The following is an 18448-nucleotide window of genomic DNA, read 5'->3' on the forward strand; positions in this document are numbered from 1 at the left end:
GCCCTTCAGCGCCCCCACCGGCCCGTCACGTCACGACGTCCGCACCGGCTCAGTCCGCCAGCGCCGCCTTCATCATCTTCTGGGCGATCGGCGCCGCCAGGCCGTTGCCGCTGACCTCCGAGCGTGCCGCGCCCGAGTCCTCGACGACCACGGCGACCGCGACCTCCTTGCCGCCGGACAGGTCCTTCGCGTACGAGGTGAACCAGGCGTACGGGGTCTTGCTGTTGCCCACGCCGTTCTGCGCGGTACCCGTCTTGCCGCCGACCTCGGCCCCGGCGATCCGGGCGTTGGTGCCGGTGCCCTCCTCGACGACGGTCACCATGGCGCTGCGCAGCTGCTCGGCGGTGGACGCCGAGACGACCCGCTTCGTGTCCCCGTCCGGGAACTCCTGGAGCGGGTCGCCCTCGGCGTCGGTCACCGAGGACACCATGTGCGGGGCGGCCAGCTCACCGCCGTTGGCGAGCACGGCCGGGACCATGGCCATCTGCAGCGGCGTCGCGGTCACCTCGAACTGGCCGATGCCGGTGAGCGCGGTCTGCGGCCGGTCCATGCCGGCCGGGTAGACGCTCTTCGACGCCCGTACCGGCACGTCCAGCTTCTCCGCGTTGAAGCCGAACTTCTCCGCCATCGCCCGGACCTTGTCCTGGCCGAGGTCGACGGCGGCCTTCGCGAAGACGTTGTTGCAGGAGTACTGGAGCGCGGTGCGCAGCGTCGCGTTCTCGCAGGGCGCCGAGGAGTTCTCGTTGCGCAGGACCGTGCTGGTGCCGGGCAGCGTGTACGGGTTGGGGCTGGCGGTGCGTTCGTCGACCGACCCGTACAGCCCGTCCTCCAGCGCGGCGGCCGCCACCACCAGCTTGAACGTGGAGCCGGGGGCCAGCGGCTGCCGCAGTGCCCGGTTGACCAGCGGTTTGTCCGGGTCGTCCAGCAGCTTCTGCCAGGCGGTGCCGTCCGCCGTCCCGCTGATCGTCGACGGGTCGTAGGACGGGGTGGAGACCATGGCCAGGATCCGGCCGGTCGCCGGGTCGATCGCGACCGCCGCGCCCTTGTCGTCGCCGAGCGCCTCGTACGCCGCCTTCTGCACGTCCGGGTCGATCGTCGTCAGGACGTTGCCCGGTGCCGACTGCTCGCGGGTCAGCGCGCCCAGCGGGTTCTTCAGCCGGTCGTCGGTGCCGTCCAGCACATGGCTGTAGATCCCTTCGAGCTGGGTGGACCCGTAGGCCTGCGAGCCGTAGCCGGTGACGGCCGCGTAGAGGTCGCCCTCCGTATAGGTGCGTTTGTACGCGAGGTCGCTGCCCGCCGTCCTCTTCGATCCGGTGACCGGGCTTCCGGCCACGATGATGTCACCGAGCGGCTGCGCGTACTGCGCGATGGTGTTCCGCCGGTTGTGGTCGTCGTCCGCGAGCGCCTTCGCCTGGTACGCCTGCAGCCAGGTCGCCCGCATCAGCAGGGCGAGGACCAGCAGCAGGCAGAAGACCGAGGTTCGTCTGATGGTTCTGTTCATCGCACCGGAGGGACGAGCGGGGTGCCGGGCACCGTTCCCGAATGAGGCGGTTCTCACCGGTTTCTCATGAGGTGCCCGCCCGCCCGCGGCGGCGGAGGCCGGGCGGGCCCGGCCCCTCGCGCCCCGTCAGCCGGGCAGCGTGAACAGTAGCTCGTCGGTCTCCTCGCCGCGGGCGTGCGCGTATCCGCGGTCCGTGCCGGTGACGGTGAAGCCGCACTTCTCCAGGACCCGGCGCGAGCCGGTGTTGTCGGCCGCGGCCCGCGCGTGCAGCGGGCGCTCGGCCACGGCGTCGAGCAGGGCCGACAGGGCGGCCGTGGCGAGCCCGCGGCCCCACCGTGCCCGGTCGATCCAGTAGGTGACCTGGCGGTCGTCGGGCGGCCCGTACACCCCGGCGTTGCCGACCACCGTGCCGTCCTCGACCACCGTGCGCAGCACGATCGAGGGGGCGGTCCGGATGTGCTGCCAGTGGGCGTCGAACGCCTCCCGGTCGTTGGGGTCCGCGCTGGTGAAGGCGGCCGTACGAGTCGATTCCGGGTCGGACATGAAGGCGAAGAACAGCGGCAGATCCTCGTCCCGGACCTCGCGCAGGGTGATCGTCATGGGGTCAGAGCCTACGGGTGGCGAGGGCCAGCCGGTCCCGGGCGTCGAACAGCGCGTCCTTCACCATCTGCTCGTGCGCGGGCGTGAGCCGGGCGACCGGCACCGAGCAGCTGATCGCGTCCCGGGCGGGGGTGCGGTACGGGACGGCGACGCCGAAGCAGCGCAGGCCGAGGGTGTTCTCCTCGCGGTCCACCGCGTACCCCTGCTCGCGGACCAGGTGCAGTTCCTCGATGAGCTTCTCTCGGTCGGTGATGGTGTGCTCGGTCAGCGCGGGCAGCGTCTCGGGGAGCAGCTTGCGGACCTGCTCGTCGCTGTGGGTGGCCAGCAGCGCCTTGCCGAGCGAGGTCGAGTGGGCGGGCAGCCGGCGGCCGACGCGGGTGAACGGGCGCAGATAGTGCTGGGACTGCCGGGTCGCGAGGTACACCACGTTCGTCCCGTCGAGCCGGGCCAGGTGAATGGTCTCCGCGGTGTCGTCGGAGAGCCGGTCCAGAGTCGGCCGGGCGGCCGCGACGACCTCGTCACCGTCGATGTACGAGGTGCCGACGAGCAGGGCCCGTACGCCGATCCCGTACCGCGTGCCCGTCGCGTCGGTCTCCACCCAGCCCAGCTCCACCAGGGTGCGCAGCAGCATGTAGAGACTCGACTTCGGGTACCCGACGGCCTCCTGCACGGTGGCGAGCGAGTGCATGCCGGGCCGCCCCGCGAAGTATTCGAGCAGCTCCACCGTCCGCACGGCGGACTTGACCTGCGCCCCACCGGATTCGGCAACCGACATCGCCCTGCACCCCTTCCAGCCCACTGGCGAGACCCTGAGACCTCTCGGACCGGGAGCTCCTTGCCAACACCGAGCACCCGGAAATAGAGTCACATCAAATTCACGATTCAGAACTCTGTTCAGAATACCGAACAATCTCTGATGCGCGGCAGTGAGCGGAAGGAACCACGGTGGCAGCAGCACCAGTCTGGAGCGTCGACCCCCGCACCGGGAACCCGCGGGAGCAGGTCGCGGTGGAGGCCACGGCGCAGGAGGTCGACCGCGCGGTCCGGGCCGCCCACGCGGTACGGGAAGCGCTCGCCGACCGCACCCTGCGCGCCGCCTTCCTGCGCACCGCCGCCGAGCTGCTCACCGAGGCCGGGGAACACGTCATCGAGGCCGCCGACGCGGAGACCGCGCTCGGCCCGGCCCGGCTCACCGGCGAACTCGCCCGCACGGCGGCCCAGTTGAGGTCCTTCGCGGAGGTCGTCGAGGAGGGCGCCTTCCTCGACATCCACATCGACCACGCGGACGCCGACCGCACCCCGCCCTGGCCCGATCTGCGCCGCTACAAGATCCCGCTGGGTGTCGTCGCCGTCTACGCGGCCAGCAACTTCCCGCTCGCCTTCTCCGTCCCCGGCGGCGACACCGCGAGCGCGCTCGCGGCCGGCTGCCCGGTCGTCGTCAAGGCCCACCCCGACCACCCCGCCACCTCCGAACTGTGCGCCTCCGTGCTGCGCCGGGCGGCCGCCCGGGTCGGCCTGCCCGAGGACGTGCTGATCCTGGTGCACGGCTTCGAGGCCGGGGTCGAGCTGATCCGCCACCCGCTCGTCGCCGCCGCCGGGTTCACCGGCTCGGTACGCGGCGGCCGGGCCCTGTTCGACGCGGCGGCGGCCCGCCCCCGCCCCATTCCCTTCCACGGCGAACTGGGCTCCCTCAACCCCGTCGTCGTCACCGGGGCGGCCGCCGCCGAGCGCGCCGAGGAGATCGGCGCCGGGCTCGCGGGCTCGATGACCCTGGGCGCGGGCCAGTTCTGCACCAAGCCCGGCTTCGTCCTGGCCCCGGCGGGCGAGGACGGCGACCGGCTGCTGAAGACCCTGACCGACTCGGTCAGCGACACCGAGGCCGCGGTCCTGCTCGACCACCGGATGCGCGAAGCCTTCCTCACCGGCGTACGCGCCCGGGCCGACCTCCCCGGCGTCGAGGCCCCCGTCACCCCCGGCGCGGGCGGCGAGCACACCGTCGCGGCCGGCTTCCTCACCGTGCCGGCCGGGCTCCTGGCCGCCGAGGGCCCGCACGACGAGCTGCTGGAGGAGTGCTTCGGCCCGGTCACCGTCGTCGCCCGCTACGCCTCCGAGGCCGAGATCACCGCCGTGCTCTCCCGCCTCCCCGGCAACCTCACCGCCACCCTCCAGACCGCCACCGGCACCGTTGACCCGGACGCCCCGGCACTCCTCGCGGCCCTCACCCCGCTGGCCGGCCGGGTCCTCGTCAACGGCTGGCCCACCGGCGTCGCCGTCGCCCCCGCCCAGCACCACGGCGGCCCCTACCCGTCCTCCACCTCCACCTCCACCTCGGTCGGCACCACCGCCATCGAACGCTGGCTGCGCCCGGTCACGTACCAGACCACCCCACAGGCCCTGCTCCCGCCGGAACTCCACGAGGACAACCCGCTGGGCCTGCCCCGCCGGGTGGACGGCCGCCGGGCATGACTCATCGGCTCCCCGAACTCCCCTTCGGGCTCAGCCCGTTCGGCCCCGACGCCGACTGGACGTACGAGGACGGCGTACTGACCGGCAGGGCGGGCGCCCGTCAGGACCGGTTCGTACCGCCCGGCGGCGCGTCGCTCGACTCCACGAGTGACGCCCCCCGCCTGCTCGGCCCCGCGCCCCGGGGAGACTTCCAGCTGATCGCCCGGGTGAAGGTCGGCTTCGCGGCCGCCTTCGACGCCGGGGTGCTCTACCTCCACGTCGGAGAACGGGAGTGGGCCAAGATCTGCCTGGAACTCTCCCCGGACCGCCCCACCGTCTGCACGGTCGTCACCCGCGGCCACTCCGACGACGTCAACTCCTTCGTGGTGGACGGTGACAGCTGCTGGCTGCGCCTCAGCCGCACCGGCAACGCGTTCGCCTTCCACGCCTCGGCCGACGGCGAGCGGTGGACCTTCGTCCGCGTCTTCGCCCTCGGCGACCCGGAACGCGCGGCCGACGCGTCGATCGGCTTCCTGGTCCAGTCGCCGACGGGCGAGGGCTGCGAGGCGTCCTTCGACCGGATCGCGTTCCGCGCGACGGGGGTGGGGGACCTGCGGGACGGCAGCTGAAGCCGCTGCCGTTCGCCTCCGCGTGCGTGGCCGGCCGCCGGGCCTGCACGGCGCGGCACGGCACGGCGCAGGCTGGGCGGCCGGGATCGCGGGCGCGTGTGGCCGATGGCAGGAGGAAGGGAGAGCAGTGCTCAGGATGCCAAGGTTCGATCAGCCGGCGGTTGCGCCGCGCGCGGCGCGGCCCCGGCGCCTGCCGAGCACCCCTCGGCGGATCGGCGGCACCGGCCGGGGCGGTGGCGCCGTGACCGCGCGGAGCGGGGAGACTTTCGGAACCGGCCGTGCGGTCTCGGACATCGAGGCGCTGCTCACCGGACCCGTACCGGCCACGGGGCCGACGGTCGCCGAGGGGGAGCCCGACACCGGGGAGTGGAGCGCGACGGCGGGCGAGGGCTTCCGGTTCGTGCCGCTCTGGGAGAGCGACGACCTCGTGGGCGTGTACGAACGGGAGTGGGAGGAAGCCGAGGAGGCCGCCTCGGGGCATCTCGCCGCTCTCGTGGGCGAGCTGGACCGGCGATGGGGCGCCCACCGGGCGGTGGGCATGCGGGTGCCGATCTTCCGGGACGCGGCGGGCGAACCCCTGCCGCCGCTCTACCGGGCGCTGTGCGACGCGGACTGCCTGGGCGACCTGGCGGTGTGGGGACCGGTCGGCGGACGGTGGATCGCGGTCTCCCTCAACCAGTGCGACGGCGACGCCCCGATGATCCTGGTGGCCGTGGTCACCGACCGGCCGATCACCGAGCTCGACGACGAGGAATGAGGTCCTCCGTTCCTGTGCCGCGTACCCCCTGGTGCGCGGAACGGCAGCGACCGCGCGCAGTCGCCCGGGACACGGTTCCGGGAGCGCGTCCTGACGCGCATGCCGAAGGCACGCACTCTCCGGTAGTCCCCGCCTCCCAGCCATCCGGGCGTCGCGGAATCCATGGATTTGACGCGTCGCCCGTGATGCTGTCTCCTGCCTCCATGTCTGAAAGTATGAGCGCTGACGGTCCGGCCTCCACTCCGGGCAGCGACTTCGAACTCGACTGCAAGGCAGTTCGCTTGACGGCACAGAACGTCTCCGAACGTGTCCAGCTGCGATTCCTTTCCATGGCCTCGATCGTTGCCGTCGGGGCGCTGTCGCTCGGCGCGTGGGCGCTGGTGCAGAACTCCCGCTGTGACGAGGAGGAAGACAGCTGAGGGCCGCTCGGGCCGCGGTGCGAGGAACTGTGCTGCCGGTCGTCCAGTGGGCCGAGGCCTACTCGTGGCGGGTCACACGGGCATGGTCGGTGTACTCGCGCCGGTAGAAGCCGTGGCCGGGGTGCAGGCCGGTGTGCCTCAGAGCCCACTCCTGGGCTGCTTCGGGACGGTCCTGCGGTCCGGACGACTCTTCACATCCGATGAAGGTGCAGAACAGCTGTGCCGTCACACCGCTCTCCGGCGCGTGCGCGATCGTGTGGGGTACGTATCGGAATCTGGCGCGAACGCCCATCAGTGGCCTTCCGGGTGCCTTCGCATCAGGACGTTGCAGTCCGTGACAGTCGTCAGATCGAACCCCGCGCGTGCCCAGCTGCGGACCTTGGCCAGCTCGGCGCAGCCTGCGCATCCCTGGGCCGGTTCGGGTTCCGCCGGCCGTGTGCTCAGGGGGAGCCGGAGCGGTTGAGTGTCGGCGTATCGCCTTGGTTCGGTCACACGTTGATGGTTACTCACCTGCGCGGACGTTTCTCCGAGTACGGCGGCGACAGTTGGGACGTCCGCCGCTAGTCTCGGAGAAGGCCCAAAAGGGCAACGCAAGGGGGTTGACGGATTGAATACCGCGCTGAAGTCCGCCATGGATGACGCCGGACTCACCCCACGTCAACTTGCATACCGGGTAGGGGTATCGTCCAAGCAGGTGGAGCGATGGCTCGGCAATCACGAGCTGACACCCCACGCGAGGAACCGAGCGGACGCCTGCCGGGCGCTGGGAGTTGACGAAGACATGTTGTGGCCGAAAGCGGTGCGGGAAAGGGTCAAGATCGGAAACGACAGGGAGTTGGTCCACAGCTATCCCTACCGGTCCGCATGCCCCTCCACCGTCTGGACGGAACTGGCGGAAGCCGCCGGTGAAGAACTGTTCCTGGCCGGCTACACGAACTACTTCTTCTGGACGCAGGTGCCGCACTTCGCCGAGACCATTCGGCGAAAGGCGGAATCGGGATGCCGGGTGCGCTTTCTCGTGGGCGACCCGGACGGGGAGGTCACCCGGCAGCGCGAAGAGATCGAGGACGTGACGCTCTCGGTTTCGACGCGCATTCGTATCACGCTGGAACACCTTGATCGGCTCGGCTCCCCGGACAATGTCCAAGCGCGCTTCTCCGCCCCGCTCGATGCCGTCAACCACGTGAGTCTGTCGGTTTTCCGATTCGACGACGAAGCCCTGGTGACCCCCCATCTGGCGCGAATGGCGGGTCATGACTCGCCGCTGCTGCATCTGCGCCGACACGACGGAGGCGGAATGTTCGACCGGTTCACGGAACATGCCGAAGAGCTGTGGGGGCGGGCGATTCGCCCGTAGTACGGAAAGCCGAAGGCCCCGAACCGGCACCACGGGCCGAGGGCTGCTCCCCGGTGAGGGAATGAGGTCTTCCGTTCCGGTGTTGTGGACGGGAGCGGAGGGTGTCTCCGCGCTGCTCGGGCAGTGGGTACGAGGAAGACGGAGAGAAGAAGAGACATGCGCGTCGAGATCTGGAGCGACATCGCCTGCCCCTGGTGCTACATCGGGAAGGCCCGCTTCGAGAAGGGGCTGGCCGGGTTCGCCCACCGTGACCAGGTCGAGGTCGTGCACCGGTCCTTCGAGCTCGACCCCGGGCGGGCCAAGGGCGACACCGCGCAGGTGATCGACATGCTGGCCGAGAAGTACGGCCGCACGCCCGAGGAGGCGCGGGGCATGGAGGAGAACGTCGCCGCCAATGCCCGCGCCGAGGGGCTCGGCTACCTCACCGAGGGCCGCGACCACGGCAACACCTTCGACATCCACCGGCTGCTCCACCTCGCCAGGGCCCGTGGCCGCCAGGACGTGCTGCTGGACCTCGCCTACCGGGCGAACTTCGCCGAGGAGCGGTCCGTCTACGACGACGAGGTGCTCGTCGAGCTGGCCGTCGAGGCCGGGCTCGACGGTGCCGAGGCCCGTGCCGTGCTCGCCGACCCGGAGGCGTACGCGGCCGAGGTGCGGGCCGACGAGCGCGAGGCGTCCGAGCTGGGCGCCAACGCGGTGCCGTTCTTCGTCCTCGACCGGCGCTACGGCATCTCCGGCGGCCAGCCCGCCGAGGTCTTCGCCCAGGCACTGGAGCAGGCCTGGAAGGACCGCCCGCTCACCGCGATCGGCGGGGACGCGGCGGCCTGCGACGCCGACGGCAGCTGCGAGGTCCCGCGGCCCTGAGGGCCCTTCCGTAAACAGTGACCGGGTGTTCCCCCGGCCGTTCGTGATTGACCGGGAGCCGGGGGGACCCCAGGCTGGAGGCATGGATGACGCCTCGCTCAGCACCCTGGCGGACGACGAGTTCGCGCCGACGAAGACCTACCTCAACACCGCCTCCTGCGGGCTGCTGCCCCGCCGGACCCTGGCGGCCGTCACGGCGCTCGCCCGGTCGCTCGCAGACGGCCGCCCGGACGGCTCCGGCGACTTCGCGGTGGTGGAGGCCGCCCGGGACCGCTTCGCCCGCCTCGCCGGGGTCGACGCCGACCGGGTCGCGGTCGGCGGCTCCGTGTCCGTGCACGTCGGGCTGATCGCCGCCTCGCTGCCGCCGGGCGCCGAAGTGCTCGCTCCACAGGGCGAGTTCAGCTCCGTCGTCACCCCGTTCGCGGTCCGCGGCGACCTCCGGACGCGCTACGTGCCGCTGGAGCGGATGGCCGAGTCGGTGGGCCCGGACACCGCGCTGGTCGCCCTCTCCTCCGTGCAGTCGTCCGACGGCCGCACCGCCGACCTGAAGGCGATACGCGCGGCCGCCGCCGACCACGGCGCCCGGACCCTGATCGACGCCACCCAGTCCGCGGGCTGGCTGCCGCTGGACGCGGGCGAGTACGACTACACCGTCACCGGCGGCTTCAAGTTCCTGCTCGCCCCGCGCGGCACCTCCTTCCTCACCGTCACCGAGGAGGCGCAGCCGGCCCTGCCGCCGCTCCACGCCGCCATGAGCGCGGCCGAGGACCCCTGGGGCAGCGTCTACGGCCCGGTCGAACGGCTCTCCCCGACCGCGCGCCGCTTCGACGCCCCGCCCGCCTTCCTCGCCTACCACGGTGCCGAGCGGTCCCTCGCGCTGCTGGAGGAGATCGGGGTGGAGGCCGTACACGCCCATGCCACCGGGCTCGCGGCCCGGCTCCGGGCGGGGCTGGCCGGGCTCGGGCACGAGCCGGTGCCGGGGGAGTCGCCCATCGTGGCCGTGCCCGGCCTCGGCGACCGGGAACCGGAGCTCGAACGCGCCGGGATCGTGGTGTCGAACCGGGCGGGGAACCTGCGCGCGGCCTTCCACCTCTACAACACGCAGGCCGATGTGGACCGCGTCCTGGACGTGCTCGCGGGCTGAGGACGCTACGGGGTCCCGTCCAGCGGCGCGCCGTGCCACTTCCACGACGTGACGCGCGGGTGGCCGGGCAGTTCGGCGCGGCCGGTGGCCCAGCGCAGTACGGCCCACCGGTCCGTGTCCGCCGGGGCGTCCGGGAACAGCCGGGCCAGCACCCGGTCGCACAGACCGGACGGCGGATTCCACGCCACGCCCAGACCGGCGGCGAGGTCGTCCATGTGCACCAGCGTCTCCACGACCCCCATCGCGGCGAAGCCCTCCGGGTCCGAAATCCCGTAGGGGTGGTACGCGCGCAGCCCGGCCGGGGCCGTCCGCACCATCGCGGCGAGCATCGCGCCGTTCGCCTCCAGCGTCCGCGACAGCCCGGCCGGACCGGCCGCCCGGTCCGCGAACACCGCGTTCTTCGGACCGCCCTCCCGGTCGGCGCTCCAGCGGTACGGGATGTAGTCGCCCAGCGGCGGCCGTCGCGGGACGAGCTGGGCCGCGTACGAGAAGAGGTCGTCGCTCATGTGCTCGGCCGTCTCCCAGCAGGTCCACTCCAGGGAACCGGCCGGGGTGTCCCAGCGGCCGGCCGGGGCGTCCCGGAGCGCCTCGGCCGCCAGTCGCACCGCCTCGGTCACGTCGTCGGCCGTGACCGGCAGCCGGGCCCCGGTCAGGGCCGCGCGCTCCGCCGCACCGAGCTCGACACAGAACTCGTTGCCCTCGGGGTCGGCGAGCGTCGCCCAGCCCCGCCCGTTCGGCTTGCGGTGGTCGGCCACGAGGGTGGCCCCCAGTGCGAGCAGCCGCTCGACCTCCTCGTCCCTGCTCCGGTCCTTCGGCCGGATGTCCAGGTGGACCCGGTTCTTGACGCGCTTGGACTCCGGCACGGTGATGAAGAGCAGCGCGGCACCGGGCGATTGGACGAGCGCCTCCGGATCACCGGGGGCGTCGTCGGCGGAGACCGGAACACCGAACACCCCGGCCCAGAACCGGGCCAGCCCGTACGGATCGGCGCAGTCGACGGTGATGTGGCGTACGTGTGAGGTCATGGGCCTCACTGTGCCCGCCGGCGCACCGGCGGGTACAGCGGTTTACGCCTGCGGGGACGGGGCGCCGGGCTGCCCCTCGGGCACGGGCACGGGGACGGTCCTGCGCTGGCGCGGCAGCAGCGGAGGCGCCACGATCCTGCGGCCGCGGCGCCCGGGGAGGAACAGGGCGAGGATGCCGGCGGCGGTCATTCCGATCAGCCCGGCGAGGATGCCCAGACGCGGCGTCAGCGGCGACGAATCGGGCAGCAGGAACACCACGGCGTCGAGGCTGAACGACGCCGCCGCCACCATGGCGAGGGTCGAGGCGACCCGGTTGAGCCGGTTGTCGAGCGCCTCGGTGCGCTGCGCGGCGGCGGCCAGCAGCGAGTTGCCGACGTATCCGAGCAGCTTGTCCGTGCGCTCCTGGGTGTTGTCCAGGCCGATGGACTCACGGGCGGCCAGATACGTGGCCCGGGGTCCCTGGGCGGACTCTATGCGGTAGCCGTCGAGGTGGTGGTAGTCGGACCAGACCCCGTCGAGGAAGCGCCGGAACGCGTGCACATCGGTCATGGGGGACTCGGCCTTCGCGAGGTCGACCAGGATCCGCTTGCCGCCCAGCAGGGCACCGACCAGCAGGGACTGCTGCGCGGTCGCGATGTCGGTGGGCTCCGTCATCGTCCGCAGTTCCGGCAGCGCGGTCCCCGGATCGCGGTCCCAGGCGTACGTGTACGGCAGCAGTATCCGGCAGTGCGGACCCGGGCTGAAGTCCGGCAGCCGGGGGTCGGGCGTCCACGGCGGGTCCTCGGTGACGAAGTGGCAGTTGTACCGGGCGGACTGGCGGTCCACCGGCGCGGCCACCCCGCTGCTCGCCAGGTCCGGCCGCAGCGCGAGCCCCTGCACCATCCCGCAGGCCGCCGCCGCCGTCAGCACCGCGCCGAGGACGGGGCCGTCCGCCTCGCGGAGCAGGTTGTTCACCCGCGCGTCCACCGCGTCGAGCTCGGCGAGCGGCAGCAGCCGCAGATCCTCCTCGTGGCGCAGCGCGTACGTCACGAGGATGCTGCCCGCGCTGAGGATGCGGGCGTGGCAGCCGACGATCTCCGTGCCGGGCAGGCTGACCACCCCGGCGACGACCTCCTTCAGGTCGAGCTCGATCGTGTGGTCCGGGTTGTACACGAGCGTGCCGAGCTCGCCCGCGACCGGGCGTAACGTGCCGTGCCCCGGCACCTGGAAGGAGTCGATCGCCAGGGGCGGGGAATTGTGGTGCACCGGGTACGCCCTGCTCTGCAGGTGCAGCACCGGTCTCAACGCGTCACTCCGGTGCGCCCCGGAACACCCTGCCCGGGGACACCGCGCGCGGAGGCGTGCCAGGAGACCGCCACGTACTCGGGGATCAGGTCGGCCTCGGGCACGTCGACCCGGTCGAGGTACCGCTGCTGGAGGTCCTCCGGGCCGCAGTCCTCGATCTCGTCGCCGAACAGCTCCGTCAGGCCGTGGTGGGTCAGGTACGAGGCGTCCTCCGGCACCGAGCGGTCGCGGAACCACTGCCGCTGGTTCGCGAGGACCTGGCTCCCGGCGGCCGCGGCGGGCCAGTAGCTGACCGCCGTGACCGCGCACGAGCCGAACTCGGCCCCGAGGCACACGACCGCGCGTGCCTCGTCCGGCGGCAGGTAGAAGACCAGGCCCTCGGCCACATAGGCCACCGGGCGCCCGTCGGCCACCTTGCGCACCAGCGAGGCCAGCTCCTCGCGGGAGGCCGCTTCGGCGAGGTCGGCGGCGTGGTGGCGGACGTCCCGCTCGGGCAGCACCCCGGACGCCACCAGCTGCGCCGTACGGGCCCGCTTGGCGGCGATCATGTCCGGCAGGTCCACCTCGATCGCGGTCCGGAACGGCAACAGCCAGGGGTACGAGGAGAATCCGGCCCCGCACACCACGAGCACCGTGTCCGGGTCCTTCTCCAGCGCGCGGGCCAGGGTGTCCGCGATGTATCTCCCGCGCAGGGAGACGACCAGGTCGTCGTGGGGGTAGACGGTGCCGGCGAACTCGTCCCACAGCTCACGCACCGCGGGCCGGTCGCTCTCCGGGATCCAGGCGGCTGCCAGCGGGTCCTCGGCGAGATCGGGCATCCTGGCGCGCGACTCGTTGACGAGATAGGCGGTCACTTCTACTCCACAACGCATAGGCGCATCTCCCGTGGGTCCGTGGTGTGCCATGGCCCGACCACCGCCCCGGTCCCCGGAATTCCGGAGTGCCGGGGCTCGTGATCAGGCCCCACATAGTACGCACCGGCGTTCGGCGCCCGCCAGGGACCGATGGTTCAACGACCGGTCCGGAGCAGGCACTTCACGGGAATCCACCCCAGGAGCTACGCGCTCGGCCAGGCCTCCGCGACGGCCTTGCTGGCCGCCTCGAGGTCGACCCGGCGGCCCGTGTCGGCCAGTGCCGAGCCCAGGGCCGCGAGCGAGGAGAGCACCGCGCCCCGCGTCGCGTCCACGCCGTAGTGATTGACCCGGATCATCTCCTTGGACAGCGCGCCGCCGCCCGCGATCAGCGGCAGCGACGGGTCGGCGGCCAGCGCCCGGGCGACCAGTCCGGCGGCGTCCACGCCCTCGGGGGCGCGCAGCGTCGTGGCGACCGGCGCCGCCTCCTCGGCCCGGTGCACGTAGGGGGAGAGGCCGCCGCCGAGCGCCACCGCGCCCGCCCGCGTCGCCGCCGCGGCCGCGGCGTGACGGGCCATCACCGCGTCCAGGCCCTCGGCCTCGATCCGCTCCACGCACGCCTCCAGCGCCAGCATCTCCAGCTGGGCGGGGGCGTGCAGCAGCGCCTTGCGGCCGCCGTCGATCCACCGCTCCTTCCAGTCCAGCAGCGAGAGGTACGAGCGGCGCGGCGCCTGCGGGTTGGCGGCGATCCGCTCCCAGGCCCGCGCGCTCACCGACACCGCCGACACTCCGGCCGGGCCGCCCATCGCCTTCTGCGCGCCGATCACGCAGAGGTCGACGCCCCAGGCGTCCGGCAGCAGCGGCTCGGCGCCCACCGAGGCGACCGCGTCCAGCATGAACAGCGCCCCGTGCGCCCGGACCACCTCACCGATCTCCGCGATCGGGTTGGTGTTGCCGGTGGCCGCCTCCGCGTGGACCAGCGAGACGAAGTCGATCTCCGGGTGCTCGGCGAGCGCCGCCGCGACCTGGTCGGCGGTGACCGCCGTGTGGAAGGGCACCGCCAGGTCGATCACCTCGGCGCCGCAGTCCCGCAGCCAGTTCCCGAAGGTCTGCCCGTACGGACCGGTGACCACGTTCAGCGCGGTCGTGCCGGGCCGGGCGCCGCCCCGGATGCAGCCTTCGAGGGGGAGCAGCGCCTCGCCCTGCGTGATGACGACGTCCTGCTCGGTGGCGAGGAGGCCGGCCACCCGCTGTTCGATGGCCGCGAAGCGCGCGGCGGTGAGCGGGGCGAGGTCGAGGAAGGGATGGGTCACGGCGGTGCTCTCTTCGGGTCGGATCGGTTCGGCGCGCGGTGGCGCGTACGGGAGGTGCTTTCGTCGAAGCGTACCGAGGGCCCCGGACGCCGCCTCGTACAGTGCTGCCCATGAGTGATCACAAGGCTTCGCAAGTGCTGCACGTGAAGGGGCGGGTGCTCGTCGGCCCCGAGGACGTCCTGGACGAGCTCTGGGTGGTCGGCGGCCGGATCACGTACGGCCGGCCGGCCGGGGCCGACGAGGCGGTGACCGTCACCGGGTGGGCGCTGCCGGGCCTGGTGGACGCCCACTGCCATGTCGGGCTCGATCTCCACGGCGCCGTGGACGCGGCCACCAGCGAGCGGCAGGCGCTGGCCGACCGGGAGGCGGGCGCGCTGCTGCTGCGGGACGCGGGCTCACCGGCCGACACCCGGTGGATCGACGACCGCGAGGACCTGCCGAAGGTCATCCGGGCCGGCCGGCACATCGCCCGGCCCCGCCGGTACACCCGGAACTACGCCCACGAGATCGAGCCGGAGGAACTGGTCGCGTACGTCGGCAGGGAGGCGCGCCGCGGCGACGGCTGGGTGAAGCTGGTCGGCGACTGGATCGACCGCGAGGTGGGCGACCTGACTGCCTGCTGGCCGCGCGGCGCGGTCGCGGCGGCCATCGCCGAGGCGCACCGGCTCGGCGCCCGGGTCACCGCGCACTGCTTCGCCGAGGACTCGCTGCGCGATCTGGTCGAGGCCGGGATCGACTGCGTGGAGCACGCCACCGGTCTCACCGAGGACACGATTCCGCTCTTCGCCGAGCGCGGCGTCGCGATCGTCCCCACCCTGGTCAACATCGCCACCTTCCCCACGCTCGCGGACGGCGGCGAGGCCAAGTTCCCCCGCTGGTCGGCCCATATGCGGCGGCTGCACGAACGGCGCTACGACACCGTCCGCGCCGCGTACGACGCGGGCATCCCGGTCTTCACCGGCACCGACGCGGGCGGTGTGCTCGCCCACGGGCTGGTCGCGGACGAGGTCGCCGAGCTGGTGAAGGCGGGCATCCCGCCCCTGGACGCGCTCTCCGCGACGACCTGGGGCGCCCGGCGATGGCTGGGGCGGCCGGGCCTGGAGGAGGGCGCCCCGGCGGACCTGGTGGTGTACGACGAGGACCCGCGGGCGGACGTACGGGCCCTCGCGGCGCCGCGCCGGGTGGTGCTGAACGGACGGGTGGTCGGCTGACGGGCGACCGCCGCCGGAGTACGCCGGGTTGACGGGCAGTGACCGGAACGCAGCGGTCGTCGTTGAAGCACTCATGCGCGCGCTCGGGCGCGGTCGGTGGCCGCGCCGTCCGCGCTCGGCGGATCGGGTGAGCCGGAGGAACGCACGTACCGAGATAATCGAATACAGGCGCGAAAACCCCCCTTTGGGGTGAACTCACGTCAGGTATCCACGAGTTCACCCTCCGTGCGTAAAGCTTTCGGGGTCGAGGCCACCGGAGCTCTCGATGTCCCCCATTGGAGGGCACCGGTGGCTCCATGTCTCATGTGGGGGTTCCACCACCTTGAACAGCAACACCTTCAGACTCGCCGCCCTGGCGGTCGCCGTCGCCCCGGTCGCCCTGCTGGCCGCCGTTCCGGCCCAGGCGGCGCCCGCGGCCACCACGACCACCGGCGGCGGGAAGGCGAGTGCGGCCGTGCTCCGCGCCTCGCTCGACGTCTCGCTCCTGAACAAGACGGTCGACGTACCGCTCAGGACCTCGCTCAACGCCGTGCAGGCGCCCGCCGACGCGGACAGCACCGCGCTGCGCGTCCGGGTCGACGGGGTGGACGGCAACCGGCCGGTCAGCCTCCTCGCCGCCGACGTGGCCACCGCGAAGGCCACTGCCGACCGGCACCGCGCCGAGGGCTACAGCAATGTGGTCAAGGCCCGGGTCCACGTCCCCGGGCTGCGGGCGCTCTCGTTGATCGAGGTGGAGAAGGTCACGTCCAGGGCGGTCTGCGAGGCGGGCCGCAAGCCGGTCGCCGAGTCGAACGTCCTGGGGCACGTGACGGTCCTCGGCAAGCGGATCGAGCTCGGCGCGGGCGGCACCACGCGGGTCGCCGTGCCGGGCGTCGGCGAGGTGACCCTCGACCTCTCGAAGACGGACACCACCTCGCGCACCGCCGCCGCGACCGCGCTGCGCCTCAAGGTCTCCGTCAACCCGCTCAACCTGAACGTCGCCGAGGTCCAGGGCGAGGTCACGCTGGTGGAGGCCACCTGCGAGACCCCGAAGCCGGGCGGCGGGGACAACGGAGGTACGAGCACCGGCGGCACGGGCACCGGGGGCTCCGGCAGCAACGGCGGTTCCGGAAGCAACGGCGGATCGAACACCGGGGGCTCGGGCAACGGGGGCGGCGACAACGGCGGCTCCGGCACCGGGGGATCCAGCGGCGGCTCCGGCAACGGCGGCGGTACGGCCGGTTCGACCGGCGGCCACGGCACCGGCGGTTCCGGCTCCGGCTCCGGTTCCGGCTCCGGTGACAACGGCACCGGCGGCGACGGTGTGAAGCCGCAGACCGGCACCGGCCACGCACCGGCCGACGACTCCAGCCTCGCCGAGACCGGCAGCAGCTCCAGCACCCCGTACATCGCGGGCGGCGCGGCCGTGCTGCTCGCCGCCGGCGGCGGGGCGGTGCTGCTCACCAGGCGCCGCGCCCGCGCCCGCGGCTGATCCGGTGCCGGGCGCGGCGGCCCCTCAGTCCGTCGCCGCGCCCGGCATCCGCAGCGCCCGGCCGAACGCTTTGAGGAAGCGTCCGGTCGTGGCCCGGTCGCGCACGGCCAGCCGCAGCCACTCGGGGCCCAGCCCGGGGAACGTGTCGCCGCGCCGCGCCGCGAAGCCCAGCGCCCGCAGCCGCTCCCGCACCTCGGCCGCCCGCTCCAGCCGCACCAGGACGAACGGCGCCTCGGCCGGTCCCACCACCCGCACCCCGTCGAATCCCCGCAGCCCAGCGACCAGCCGGGCCCGGTCCACCGCGATCCGCTCCGCCGCCCCGGCCGCCTCCGCCAGGGCCCGCGGCTCCACGCACGCCTCGGCGGCCGCCAGCGCCGGTGTCGAGACCGGCCACAGCGGCTGCGCCTCCTCCAGCGCCCGGACGGTCCCCGGCCCGGCCAGTACGTAGCCGATCCGCAGCCCCGCGAGCCCCCAGGTCTTGGTGAGGCTCCGCAGCACCACCAGCCCCGGGATGTCCATGCGCCCCGCGAGCGCTTCCCTCTCGCCCGGCACCGCGTCCATGAACGCCTCGTCGACCACCAGGAACCGGCCGGGCCGCGCCAGCCGCTCCAGCAGTGCCGCCGGATGCAGCACCGAGGTGGGGTTGGTCGGATTGCCGACCACCACCAGATCCGCCTCCTCGGGCACCGCCCCGGGGTCCAGCCGGAAGCCGTCCCCGGCCCGCAGCAGCACCCGCTCCACCCGGTGCCCGGCCGCGCGCAACGCCGCCTCCGGCTCGGTGAACTGCGGATGGACCACCACCGGGCGCCGCACCGGCAGCGCCCGCGCCAGCAGGACGAACGCCTCCGCCGCCCCCGAGGTCAGCAGCACCCGCTCCACCGGCAGCCCGTGCCGGGCCGCCACCGCCGCCCGCGCCGCCCGGCCGTCCGGGTACGCGGCCAGCGAGGCCAGCGACCCGGCGATCCGCTCCCGCAGCCAGGCCGGGGGAGTACCGGCCCGCACATTGACGGCGAGGTCGGTCAGATCCCGGTCCCGTCCCCGCACCTCCGCGTCCCCGTGGTGGCGCAGATCGTGCGCGTCCGCCGCGGTGCCGTACGGGGCGGCGGCGTCCGGAGCGCGGCGGGCCACCGCACAGGTCGCCATCGGCACCCGCCCCCGGGGCGCCGACTTCCGCTTCGGCACCAGCAGCTCGCCCCCCGCCACGAGCGCGGCGGCCTCCGCGACCGAGGGCGTCCCGACGGCGGCGAGCGGTGCGCCGGACGGCCCGGGCACGTCGACCCGGGCCAGCTCCCCGGCCGGATACGTACGCAGCGGCACCCCGAGCGCCGTCGCGGCGGCGACGATGCCCGGCTCGTCCGCCTTGCTGTCCACGGTCACCAGCTCCACGACGCTCAGCGGCGAGAGCCCGGCCTCCCGCAGGGCGTCCCGGACCAGCCCGACGATCTCCTCGGCGGGGGCGCCCCGGGACGCGCCGACCCCGACGGCGAGCGGCGCGGACGGCAACACCGCGGCGGCGTCGACGGCTTCGGACATGGAACGGGTCCTTTCGGAATTCGGAGAAGGGCGCGGATCTCAGG

The 18448-nt window shown here is 73.3% G+C and carries 19 protein-coding genes; 9 read left to right on the plus strand and 10 right to left on the minus strand.

Annotation, left to right across the window (positions count from 1 at the left end; all coding sequences use genetic code 11):
• Positions 1 to 49 precede the first annotated feature (49 nt).
• The 3 genes from ACFCV8_RS06905 to ACFCV8_RS06915 form a co-directional block, all read right to left on the minus strand.
• Positions 50 to 1501 carry a peptidoglycan D,D-transpeptidase FtsI family protein gene (locus tag ACFCV8_RS06905; RefSeq protein WP_376684211.1) on the minus strand — a complete coding sequence of 484 codons (1452 nt, stop codon included), beginning with the start codon at positions 1499 to 1501 and terminating at the stop codon, positions 50 to 52.
• 126 nt (positions 1502 to 1627) lie between these two features.
• Positions 1628 to 2101, minus strand: coding sequence for a GNAT family N-acetyltransferase (locus tag ACFCV8_RS06910; RefSeq protein ID WP_376684212.1), 474 nt, complete (start codon positions 2099 to 2101; stop codon positions 1628 to 1630).
• 4 nt (positions 2102 to 2105) lie between these two features.
• The gene (locus ACFCV8_RS06915) at positions 2106 to 2876 is read right to left on the minus strand and encodes an IclR family transcriptional regulator (protein WP_376684213.1); all 771 of its coding nucleotides are present in this window, start codon (positions 2874 to 2876) and stop codon (positions 2106 to 2108) included.
• A 170-nt stretch (positions 2877 to 3046) separates the two neighbouring features.
• Here ACFCV8_RS06915 and ACFCV8_RS06920 point away from each other — a divergent pair, with 170 nt between their 5' ends.
• From ACFCV8_RS06920 to ACFCV8_RS06935, 4 genes are all read left to right on the plus strand, one after another.
• Positions 3047 to 4567 carry an aldehyde dehydrogenase (NADP(+)) gene (locus ACFCV8_RS06920; protein WP_376684214.1) on the plus strand — a complete coding sequence of 507 codons (1521 nt, stop codon included), beginning with the start codon at positions 3047 to 3049 and terminating at the stop codon, positions 4565 to 4567.
• A complete protein-coding gene (locus tag ACFCV8_RS06925) occupies positions 4564 to 5175 on the plus strand; it encodes a DUF1349 domain-containing protein (protein ID WP_376684215.1) in 612 nt (203 codons plus the stop codon). The genes ACFCV8_RS06920 and ACFCV8_RS06925 overlap by 4 nt, the downstream gene beginning before the upstream one ends.
• A gap of 241 nt (positions 5176 to 5416) precedes the next feature.
• Complete coding sequence (locus ACFCV8_RS06930; RefSeq protein ID WP_376684216.1) at positions 5417 to 5932, plus strand: hypothetical protein; 516 nt, start codon at positions 5417 to 5419, stop codon at positions 5930 to 5932.
• Between the two features lie 203 nt (positions 5933 to 6135).
• Positions 6136 to 6351, plus strand: coding sequence for a hypothetical protein (locus tag ACFCV8_RS06935; protein ID WP_376684217.1), 216 nt, complete (start codon positions 6136 to 6138; stop codon positions 6349 to 6351).
• A gap of 58 nt (positions 6352 to 6409) precedes the next feature.
• Here ACFCV8_RS06935 and ACFCV8_RS06940 read toward each other — a convergent pair whose 3' ends face one another.
• Positions 6410 to 6580 carry a hypothetical protein gene (locus tag ACFCV8_RS06940; RefSeq protein WP_376684218.1) on the minus strand — a complete coding sequence of 57 codons (171 nt, stop codon included), beginning with the start codon at positions 6578 to 6580 and terminating at the stop codon, positions 6410 to 6412.
• A 62-nt stretch (positions 6581 to 6642) separates the two neighbouring features.
• A complete protein-coding gene (locus tag ACFCV8_RS06945; protein ID WP_376684219.1) occupies positions 6643 to 6843 on the minus strand; it encodes a hypothetical protein in 201 nt (66 codons plus the stop codon).
• A 115-nt stretch (positions 6844 to 6958) separates the two neighbouring features.
• Here ACFCV8_RS06945 and ACFCV8_RS06950 point away from each other — a divergent pair, with 115 nt between their 5' ends.
• From ACFCV8_RS06950 to ACFCV8_RS06960, 3 genes are all read left to right on the plus strand, one after another.
• A complete protein-coding gene (locus tag ACFCV8_RS06950; protein WP_376684220.1) occupies positions 6959 to 7708 on the plus strand; it encodes an XRE family transcriptional regulator in 750 nt (249 codons plus the stop codon).
• A gap of 156 nt (positions 7709 to 7864) precedes the next feature.
• A complete protein-coding gene (locus tag ACFCV8_RS06955) occupies positions 7865 to 8572 on the plus strand; it encodes a DsbA family oxidoreductase (protein ID WP_376684221.1) in 708 nt (235 codons plus the stop codon).
• An 82-nt stretch (positions 8573 to 8654) separates the two neighbouring features.
• Positions 8655 to 9716, plus strand: a complete 1062-nt coding sequence (locus ACFCV8_RS06960) for an aminotransferase class V-fold PLP-dependent enzyme (RefSeq protein WP_376684222.1) — start codon at positions 8655 to 8657, stop codon at positions 9714 to 9716.
• A 5-nt stretch (positions 9717 to 9721) separates the two neighbouring features.
• Here ACFCV8_RS06960 and ACFCV8_RS06965 read toward each other — a convergent pair whose 3' ends face one another.
• The 4 genes from ACFCV8_RS06965 to ACFCV8_RS06980 all read right to left on the minus strand — a co-directional run bounded on the left by ACFCV8_RS06965 (position 9722) and on the right by ACFCV8_RS06980 (position 14189).
• Positions 9722 to 10741, minus strand: coding sequence for a VOC family protein (locus tag ACFCV8_RS06965; RefSeq protein WP_376684223.1), 1020 nt, complete (start codon positions 10739 to 10741; stop codon positions 9722 to 9724).
• 42 nt (positions 10742 to 10783) lie between these two features.
• Positions 10784 to 11986, minus strand: a complete 1203-nt coding sequence (locus ACFCV8_RS06970) for a hypothetical protein (protein WP_376684224.1) — start codon at positions 11984 to 11986, stop codon at positions 10784 to 10786.
• Between the two features lie 35 nt (positions 11987 to 12021).
• Positions 12022 to 12879, minus strand: coding sequence for a class I SAM-dependent methyltransferase (locus tag ACFCV8_RS06975; RefSeq protein ID WP_376684225.1), 858 nt, complete (start codon positions 12877 to 12879; stop codon positions 12022 to 12024).
• Between the two features lie 203 nt (positions 12880 to 13082).
• Positions 13083 to 14189: a pyridoxal-phosphate-dependent aminotransferase family protein gene (locus tag ACFCV8_RS06980; RefSeq protein ID WP_376684226.1), complete on the minus strand. Its 1107-nt coding sequence runs from the start codon at positions 14187 to 14189 to the stop codon at positions 13083 to 13085.
• 110 nt (positions 14190 to 14299) lie between these two features.
• Between ACFCV8_RS06980 and ACFCV8_RS06985 the strand changes: the two genes are divergently transcribed.
• Complete coding sequence (locus ACFCV8_RS06985; RefSeq protein WP_376684227.1) at positions 14300 to 15400, plus strand: amidohydrolase family protein; 1101 nt, start codon at positions 14300 to 14302, stop codon at positions 15398 to 15400.
• A gap of 322 nt (positions 15401 to 15722) precedes the next feature.
• Positions 15723 to 16871, plus strand: a complete 1149-nt coding sequence (locus ACFCV8_RS06990; RefSeq protein ID WP_376684228.1) for an SCO1860 family LAETG-anchored protein — start codon at positions 15723 to 15725, stop codon at positions 16869 to 16871.
• 24 nt (positions 16872 to 16895) lie between these two features.
• Here ACFCV8_RS06990 and cobC read toward each other — a convergent pair whose 3' ends face one another.
• Positions 16896 to 18404 carry an Rv2231c family pyridoxal phosphate-dependent protein CobC gene (gene cobC / locus ACFCV8_RS06995; protein WP_376684229.1) on the minus strand — a complete coding sequence of 503 codons (1509 nt, stop codon included), beginning with the start codon at positions 18402 to 18404 and terminating at the stop codon, positions 16896 to 16898.
• Positions 18405 to 18448: the final 44 nt, after the last annotated feature.

The sequence above is a fragment of the Streptomyces sp. NPDC056347 genome, from assembly GCF_042262625.1.
Taxonomy (GTDB): Bacteria; Actinomycetota; Actinomycetes; order Streptomycetales; family Streptomycetaceae; genus Streptomyces.

What these genes read in the sequence shown, in the direction of transcription:
- ACFCV8_RS06905 (WP_376684211.1), bottom strand. Translation starts at nt 1,501, where the DNA reads ATGAACAGAACCATCAGACGAACCTCGGTCTTCTGCCTGCTGCTGGTC.
- ACFCV8_RS06910 (WP_376684212.1), bottom strand. Translation starts at nt 2,101, where the DNA reads ATGACGATCACCCTGCGCGAGGTCCGGGACGAGGATCTGCCGCTGTTC.
- ACFCV8_RS06915 (WP_376684213.1), bottom strand. Translation starts at nt 2,876, where the DNA reads ATGTCGGTTGCCGAATCCGGTGGGGCGCAGGTCAAGTCCGCCGTGCGG.
- ACFCV8_RS06925 (WP_376684215.1), top strand. Translation starts at nt 4,564, where the DNA reads ATGACTCATCGGCTCCCCGAACTCCCCTTCGGGCTCAGCCCGTTCGGC.
- ACFCV8_RS06935 (WP_376684217.1), top strand. Translation starts at nt 6,136, where the DNA reads ATGTCTGAAAGTATGAGCGCTGACGGTCCGGCCTCCACTCCGGGCAGC.
- ACFCV8_RS06955 (WP_376684221.1), top strand. Translation starts at nt 7,865, where the DNA reads ATGCGCGTCGAGATCTGGAGCGACATCGCCTGCCCCTGGTGCTACATC.
- ACFCV8_RS06960 (WP_376684222.1), top strand. Translation starts at nt 8,655, where the DNA reads ATGGATGACGCCTCGCTCAGCACCCTGGCGGACGACGAGTTCGCGCCG.
- ACFCV8_RS06965 (WP_376684223.1), bottom strand. Translation starts at nt 10,741, where the DNA reads ATGACCTCACACGTACGCCACATCACCGTCGACTGCGCCGATCCGTAC.
- ACFCV8_RS06985 (WP_376684227.1), top strand. Translation starts at nt 14,300, where the DNA reads ATGAGTGATCACAAGGCTTCGCAAGTGCTGCACGTGAAGGGGCGGGTG.
- cobC (WP_376684229.1), bottom strand. Translation starts at nt 18,404, where the DNA reads ATGTCCGAAGCCGTCGACGCCGCCGCGGTGTTGCCGTCCGCGCCGCTC.